The organism is Anoxybacillus thermarum (assembly GCF_000836725.1).
GTDB classification, from domain to species: domain Bacteria; phylum Bacillota; class Bacilli; order Bacillales; family Anoxybacillaceae; genus Anoxybacillus; species Anoxybacillus thermarum.
This window is the reverse complement of sequence record NZ_JXTH01000084.1, coordinates 1-7,790: the sequence shown is the minus strand read 5'-3', so window position 1 is coordinate 7,790 and position 7,790 is coordinate 1. Positions and strand designations below refer to the sequence as shown.

The window sequence follows — 7,790 nt, the reverse complement described above, 5'->3', positions numbered from 1 at the left end:
AGTCCAAGCGGGTTGAACAGGCCAAACGGAAGGCAGGACGGTTGTGGGCAGATGTGGTGCGTCAGAATCTACCGTGTCTGCAGCGGTCATCCGGGACGCCGATCCATCAAGCGTTGTCGGCGCTTCGGGATTTTGGTTGGGTGTAAAAAAATGGAATACAATATCATCACTTCAAGATGAGGGATGAGAGTCCAAAAGCGCTTACGATATCAATTCCTGAAAATGGTTCGCTAACTAGTGATTGACAACACCCGTAGTGAACCGAAAAAATGTTCTCCACAAAGTCTTGACTGACTCATGGTCTGCTTTATTTTTGCAATGTTCGTCTAGTAAACGATACAATACATCTTTATTAAATAAATGATCGGTTGCGCTTTCTTTTATAATGTTTTTCGCCCAATCATGCATTTCATTTTTTAACCAATGACGAATTGGCACCGGAAATCCTAATTTTTTGCGATTTAAAACATGATCTGGAACAATTCCTTTTGCTGCTTTTCGTAGAATATATTTCGTCGTTTTGTTTGTCGTTTTCATTTCCGGAGCAATTTTGGCGGCTACTTCAAATACCTTTTTATCTAAAAATGGAACCCTCAACTCTAATGAATGGGCCATCGTCATTTTGTCGGCTTTTAATAAAATATCGCCTCGCAGCCATGTATGAATATCAATATATTGCATCCGGTTTACAGGAGGATAATGAGTTGTTTCTCTATAAAAAGGAGCTGTAATATATGTATATTCTAATCCCCTCTTATATCCTTTTAGCAGTTCTTGTTTTTCTGTCTCGCTATACATTTTCGCATTGCCGATATATCGTTCTTCCATTGGTGTTGTACCGCGCTCAATAAAGCTTTTTCCTTTTATTCCTTCCGGGAGTAGCCCTGCAATCACTCTCAAAGCTGATTTAACCGTACTTGGCATTCGCTCAAAAAGTTCCAATGACTGCGGCTCACGATAAATGTTGTAACCGCCAAATAACTCGTCAGCTCCCTCACCGGAAAGAACGACCGTTACATGCTTTCTTGCTTCCCGGGCAACAAAATAAAGCGGTACTGCCGCAGGATCGGCAAGTGGATCATCCATATGCCACATAATTTTCGGTAATTCCGCCATATATTCCTCTGGTGAAATGACATAGCTAATATTCTCAACGCCCAGCTTTTCCGCTGTTTCTTTTGCCACATCAATTTCACTGAAGCCTTCCCGCTCAAAGCCGACAGAAAATGTCTTGATATTAGGATTGAATTGTTTAGCAATTGCTGCAATGAAGGATGAATCAATTCCTCCTGATAAAAACGAACCTACCGGCACATCGCTGCGCATATGCACTTGCACGGAATCGAACAGCGCGTTGCGAATTTCTTTGACAAGTTCATCTTCTGATTTGATGATAGGTTGGAATTTGGCTTTCCAATAGCGATGAATGGTTAATTTTTCACCGATTTTTTTCTTAATATAATGACCCGGTTCTAACTTTTTAATACCAACAGACATCGTCATTGGTTCAGGTACATATTGGAATGTTAAATAATGCTGCAGTGAATCATAGTCTAATAAATCATTTTTAAGAGCTAGCAAAATACTTTTCTTCTCGGAAGCAAAAAACGTACGGTCGCCCTGTTCCATATAGAAAAATGGTTTTATGCCAAACGGGTCACGTGCCGCAAAAATCGTTCTCTCTTGTTTGTCCCAGATGACGAAAGCAAACATACCTCGAAGCTTTTCTACAGCTTTTTCTTTTTCAGCACTATAAAGAGCAATAATGACTTCTGTATCGGAATGAGTAGTAAATTTATATCCCTTTGCAAGCAATTCTTCTCGCAATTCCACATAGTTGTAGATTTCCCCATTAAATATGATCCAATATCGTTCATTTTCATAGGACAATGGCTGGTGCCCTGTCTCAAGATCGATAATACTCAAACGTCGAAATCCAAAATTCACATATTCATCAAAAAAATAACCACCATCGTCAGGACCACGATGAGTAATGATATCATTCATTTCTTGAAACGTTTCTTTCCATTTTTCATCAATGATTCTTGGATGATCATGAATACAACCAATAAAACCGCACATGATATTGCTATTCCCCCACTTTATCAAATGTGACATACTCCCACCACCTACGCTTCGCTTAGAGGTGGGGGGCTTCTCGGGTAATCCCATCTCATGATGGGAAGTTGACCGAGCGATCCCCGTGTGCCCCACGGTTCGAGGACAAATTAGACGATCGCCAATCGTTTCATGCCCTCATGTTTGATATTGATGGCCGCATTGACGTCCCTGTCGCTCTCGAATCCACATTCACAGCGGAATGTCCGTTCAGAAAGCGATAGAGACTCCTTGACTCGACCGCAGCACGAACACGTTTTGGACGAGGGGAACCATTTGTCGATTTTGATCAGCTTCTTCCCCTGTTCGGCCAGCTTGTACTGAAGGAAAGTGGTGAACATGCCCCAGCCGTTGTCATGAACGCCTTGACCGAAATGGAGGGCTTGTGACATCCCTTTCATGTTGAGGTCTTCGATGACCACGCAATCATACCGTTTCGCTAATTTGTGCGACTCCTTATGCAGAAAGTCCTTGCGCTGGTTGGCCATTTTCTCATGCAGCTTCGCTACTTTCAGACGCTGTTTGTGCCAACGATTCGAGCCTTTCTTTTTACGAGACAATTTACGCTGTTCTTTTGCTAGTGTTTCCAATGCTTTGCGATAGAATCGAGGATAATTGGCTCTCTTACCCTCGCTATCGACATACAGCGTACTCATGGAAAAGTCAAGCCCCACAACCGTTTGCACTTCTTTTAGGGCAGGTTGATGTTCGTACTCTGTGAGAATAGAAATATAGTATTTTCCTGTTTTGGTTTTCGTGATCGTACAAGACTTGATGATATGGTGGGCAGGAATTTCCCGATGTGGCTTGAGCTTGATCCATTTCAGTTTGGGCAGCTTGATATAGCCATCTGAAAGCTTGATGTTGCCATTTACCACATTTGTGGTGTACGACTGTTTCGCCTTGCGGTTTTTGAACTTGGGAAATCCAGCACGGCCAGAAAAGAAGTGTTGAAACGCTTTCTGCAAATTTAGTTGAGCATTTGCCAGCGCAAGGCTGTCCACTTCTTTTAGCCAAGGAAACTCCTTTTTGTACTTGGCAGGGGTCGGAAATGTTTGGTGTTTCAAGGATTCTTGATCGTCCTTGAACTTTTCAAACATTTGTATGCGTTCTTCAAGCATTTTGTTATACACAAAACGGACACAACCGAAGGTTTTGGCGAGCAATTCTTCTTGTTCTTTTGTTGGGTATAGACGGAACTGATAGGCTTTGTTTGCCATATCGACACCACATCACTTCATACCTTGATTTTCGATATATTTTTTGATTACTTCAATGGGCGCACCACCCGTTGTAAGCAGGCAAAAGCTTCTTGACCAAAAATATTCTTTCCACAGTTTTCTTTTCACTTGCGGAAAATGCTTTTTGATCAGTCGAGAACTTGCACTTTTATAGGCATTGATGAACTTGGATAATTCACTATTTGGATGTGCTTTGAACAAAATATGCACATGGTCCATATCGTGATTCCATTCGACCAAGGAAATATTGTAATTTTTACCCAATCTCACAAACATATCTTTTGCATAGTCAGATATGGTATCATCAATCACTTGTCTGCGATATTTTACAACCAGCACAAGATGATAATACAATAGGAACACTGAATGGTTATTATTGTCTAATTTCATTGATACAACAGCCTTTCATTTTTCTAAAACTGATTATATCATAACACACAAAAAAGAGACAATTTTAGGCTATACCTAACCGAAATTCATCTCCCACTTTCACTTCGTTTAGAAGTGGGAGACTTCTTTCGGAAAGATGTTAAATTTAACAAACTCTATTTTTATACCATCTATAGGTTCCTGTAATGAACTTTTTATTCCTCCTGAAACCTGCTTGCGATATTTTCATTCCTCTAACATATTAAAACAATAAAATGTGGAGAAATTATGGATTTTTTGAGATTGTTACATAATTACATGATAAGAATCATCTCCATTGTTTCTGCATATTTAGTCGATAATATAAAAACAGCAAGTTTAACAAAGGGGTGCAGCTGTCATGTTAGGGATTATACTTTTTTTAGCCTTTATGATTGTTTCACTTTCTATTTTTCTTTTACGAAAGCCAACCAATGAGAAGTTATATAAACTAGCAATAGGATCCTATATCGCTTTTTTCCTATTGTTTTTAACTCTATTTTTCCATTATGTAAATTCTGAAAATATGGTCGACGCTATAAACAATCTAGTACAGAAAACATCATATAAAAATAAAGTTGAAGCGAGAAATCCATCATCTAGACATTCAAAAGAACAAATCCCGGTTAAATCAGCTCTCATTGATGCCCCCCTTTTCTCGCAACTCCCAGAACTACCAAGGGGGTGCGAGGTAACAAGTCTGGCAATGCTTTTGAATCACGCGGGAATCAATGTAGACAAGATGACACTAGCGAAGCAAATAAAGAAAAATCCAACCCCTTATCGAATACATAATGGAAAAGTATTTTATGGACATCCAAATGAAGGGTTTGTTGGTGACATGTATACAATAAAGAAACCGGGATATGGTGTCTATCATAAACCTATAAAAGAATTAGCCGAGATTTATTTACCAAACCAAATCGTTGATTTAACAGGACAATCATTTGAAGAAATATATAAGTATTTGTCTGAAGGTACCCCAGTTTGGGTTATTACCAACACAACCTTTCGTATACTTCCTCCGTCTGAATTTATTGAATGGCAGACCCCGCAAGGCCCTATAAAAATAACATACCGGGAGCATTCCGTGTTAATCACCGGATATGATGAGAAATATATTTATTTTAATGACCCATTGACAGGTACGAAAAATAAAAAAGCACCTAAGTCTGAATTTATTCAAGCTTGGATACAAATGGGCAAACAAGCTATTACCTATAACCGCAATTAACCGGTTATAGGTAGTGGCTTATCTTTTTTATGTCAAACAATAATTTAATCTTCGAACTACTTCGTGTGAAAAAAATATAATTTTTCTCCATAAATTTTGCACATTTATTTTTTATGATGATGTTACTATGACTTACATCACAAGTTTATGGAGGGAAAGCGATGAAGAAATTATTGTTAGGAACTGTTTTGGCAGGAGTTGTTGCGATTGGTGCAGCTTGCTCAAATAATTCTTCGATGCAAGGACACGACATGTCCAACATGAATATGAAGGAAGAAAACACCGCACAGGACTCCAGTAAGAAACTGCCTTTGGCAACCAATACAGAAGTTTTATCCGGTAAAGAGATTAATCTTACTGCTAAGGAAGCATTATTACAAATAAATGATAAAGTCAAACTTCCGGTCTACACGTATAATGGATCGGTACCCGGTGCGCAAATCCGCGTAAAGCAAGGGGATAATGTGAAAATTGTTTTAAAAAATGAATTGCCAGAACCGATCACGATTCACTGGCACGGCTACCCTGTTCCAAATGACCAAGATGGAGTACCGGGTGTCACGATGGACGCCATTAAACCGGGTGAAACGTTTACGTATGAATTTACAGCAACCGTGCCGGGAACGTATTTTTATCATTCCCATCAAAAAAGCGCCGAGCAAGTGGACAAGGGATTATACGGTACATTAATCGTAGAACCGAAAAATGAAGAAAAAGTAGATCGAGATTATACACTTGTGTTAGATGAATGGATGAGCAATCCGGATGAAGGAAATATGGATATGAGTGGAATGGATCAGCATATGAGCAGCATGGGCCATGATATGAATATGTATGATATTTTCACGATTAACGGGAAAAGCGGTTCCGCTGTCAAACCTTTAAAAGTGAAGAAAGGCGAAAAGGTGCGGCTTCGCCTTGTAAACGCAGGATACATGGCCCACAAACTTCACCTGCATGGTCATGAGTTTAAAATTGTCGCAACTGACGGGCAGCCGTTAAAAGATCCGCAACCAATCAAAGATGAACTTTTAAATATTGCTCCGGGTGAACGTTATGATATTGAATTTATCGCGAATAACCCGGGTGAATGGTTATTAGAATGTCATGGTGATATGGAAGGTACCGATGGCATGAAAGTGAAAATTCAATACGAAGACCAGACAAACAATACGGATAAAGAAAATGCAAAAGAAAACCTCCCTGTTGTGGATATGACAACATACGGAAAATATGAAGTAGGTTCATTTACGTTAGACCAAAAATATGATGTAGAGTACACAATGGATTTAGGAACGGCCATGGGCAAAAATGGCATGATTTTCACGATTAATGGGAAAACGTATCCTGACACAGCGCCGATCAATGTGAAGACAGGAGATTTAGTAAAAGTAAAAATAGTGAACAATTCACCTATGGATGTACATCCGATGCATTTACACGGACATTTCTTCCAAGTATTAAGCAAAAACGGTAAGCCAGTCACAGGCTCTCCATTGATAAAGGATTCCTTAAATGTAAACCCTGGTGAAGAATATGTCGTCGCGTTTAAAGCGGATAATCCGGGAAATTGGATGTTCCATTGCCATGACTTGCACCATGCTTCAGCCGGAATGGTCACAGAAGTAAAATATACCGATTACAAATCGGACTATACCCCAGATCCGAATGACACAACAAATAAAGGTGAATAAGAAATGGACCCCCCTCCAAATAAAAATGCTGGAGGGGGTTTTTTGAATAACGAGCTATTCCCCCCCAAAACAGCGCATACCATTTGAAGTTTAACTTTCATTTAGCAATTGTTCAACGTGCTGTTTTAGCTTAGGAATCTTATTTCGAACAACATCCCAAACAATTCGGTAATTAATGGAGAAATAACCGTGGATCATCATATCCCTCATGCCAGCCATCTTTCTCCATTCGATATGTGGGGATGCCTGTCTAATTTCGTCTGGAATGTTTTTTGCTGCTTCTCCGATCACTAATATGTTTTTAATGACCGCATCTGATATTAAATCATTATCTAGAAAGTCATCATAAGAAAGCCCTTGGGTGTACTTCTCAATTTTTTCTGCAGCAGCCAGAATACCTTGTAAAAAAACGCTAGGCTCTCTCTGCATACTTAGCACTCCTTAAAATAGTCGGCTTTAATGTCGGTTTGATATCATCTACAATAACTAAATCTACCGGTTTTTGAAAATGATCTTCCAAACTAAATTTCAACTCCATATAATTATCGAATGTCATCGCATGATCTATAAATTCTACCAACACATCAATGTCACTCGATTCTCTTTGTTCTCCCCGACTGTACGAACCAAATAACCCGATCCGTTTCACACCATACTTTTCATTCCATACATCTAAATATTTTGACATTTCGTTAAGTATTTCTTGTTGTGATAGCAAATTGACCACCCCCCTTTTCTCAGTACCTGTTATCCTCATTATAACATCTCGTTTTTTAATTATTCTTCATGAAAAGAAAAAAAGAGTCAGTCAAGACTTTGTGGAGAACATTTTTTCGGTTCACTACGGGTGTTGTCAATCACTAGTTAGCGAACCATTTTCAGGAATTGATATCGTAAGCGCTTTTGGACTCTCATCCCTCATCTTGAAGTGATGATATTGTATTCCATTTTTTTACACCCAACCAAAATCCCGAAGCGCCGACAACGCTTGATGGATCGGCGTCCCGGATGACCGCTGCAGACACGGTAGATTCTGACGCACCACATCTGCCCACAACCGTCCTGCCTTCCGTTTGGCCTGTTCAACCCGCTTGG

7 protein-coding genes and 2 pseudogenes are annotated in these 7,790 nt (G+C 39.6%); 3 read left to right on the top strand and 6 right to left on the bottom strand.

The window, feature by feature from the left end; all coding sequences use genetic code 11:
* Positions 1-146 (top strand): annotated as a pseudogene (locus LH47_RS15600) (UPF0236 family protein); the annotation flags it as partial.
* Positions 147-234: 88 nt separating this feature from the next.
* On the opposite strand, the gene asnB reads toward LH47_RS15600, so the two are convergent.
* The 3 genes from asnB to tnpA all read right to left on the bottom strand — a co-directional run bounded on the left by asnB (position 235) and on the right by tnpA (position 3,749).
* Positions 235-2,082: an asparagine synthase (glutamine-hydrolyzing) gene (gene asnB / locus LH47_RS13555; protein ID WP_043968408.1), complete on the bottom strand. Its 1,848-nt coding sequence runs from the start codon at positions 2,080-2,082 to the stop codon at positions 235-237.
* A gap of 146 nt (positions 2,083-2,228) precedes the next feature.
* Positions 2,229-3,338 carry an RNA-guided endonuclease InsQ/TnpB family protein gene (locus LH47_RS13550; RefSeq protein WP_043968406.1) on the bottom strand — a complete coding sequence of 370 codons (1,110 nt, stop codon included), beginning with the start codon at positions 3,336-3,338 and terminating at the stop codon, positions 2,229-2,231.
* 12 nt (positions 3,339-3,350) lie between these two features.
* On the bottom strand, positions 3,351-3,749 hold the full coding sequence (tnpA, locus tag LH47_RS13545) for an IS200/IS605 family transposase (RefSeq protein ID WP_012748944.1): 399 nt from the start codon (positions 3,747-3,749) through the stop codon (positions 3,351-3,353).
* 379 nt (positions 3,750-4,128) lie between these two features.
* Between tnpA and LH47_RS13540 the strand changes: the two genes are divergently transcribed.
* Positions 4,129-5,001: a C39 family peptidase gene (locus LH47_RS13540; protein WP_042411611.1), complete on the top strand. Its 873-nt coding sequence runs from the start codon at positions 4,129-4,131 to the stop codon at positions 4,999-5,001.
* Positions 5,002-5,162: 161 nt separating this feature from the next.
* Positions 5,163-6,695: a multicopper oxidase family protein gene (locus LH47_RS13535; RefSeq protein WP_043968399.1), complete on the top strand. Its 1,533-nt coding sequence runs from the start codon at positions 5,163-5,165 to the stop codon at positions 6,693-6,695.
* 90 nt (positions 6,696-6,785) lie between these two features.
* Here LH47_RS13535 and LH47_RS13530 read toward each other — a convergent pair whose 3' ends face one another.
* The 3 genes and pseudogenes from LH47_RS13530 to LH47_RS15595 all read right to left on the bottom strand — a co-directional run.
* Positions 6,786-7,124: a HepT-like ribonuclease domain-containing protein gene (locus LH47_RS13530; protein ID WP_043968397.1), complete on the bottom strand. Its 339-nt coding sequence runs from the start codon at positions 7,122-7,124 to the stop codon at positions 6,786-6,788.
* On the bottom strand, positions 7,108-7,383 hold the full coding sequence (locus LH47_RS13525; protein ID WP_152619631.1) for a nucleotidyltransferase family protein: 276 nt from the start codon (positions 7,381-7,383) through the stop codon (positions 7,108-7,110). The genes LH47_RS13530 and LH47_RS13525 overlap by 17 nt, the downstream gene beginning before the upstream one ends.
* Before the next feature lie 264 nt (positions 7,384-7,647).
* A pseudogene (locus LH47_RS15595) lies at positions 7,648-7,790 on the bottom strand (UPF0236 family protein); the annotation flags it as partial.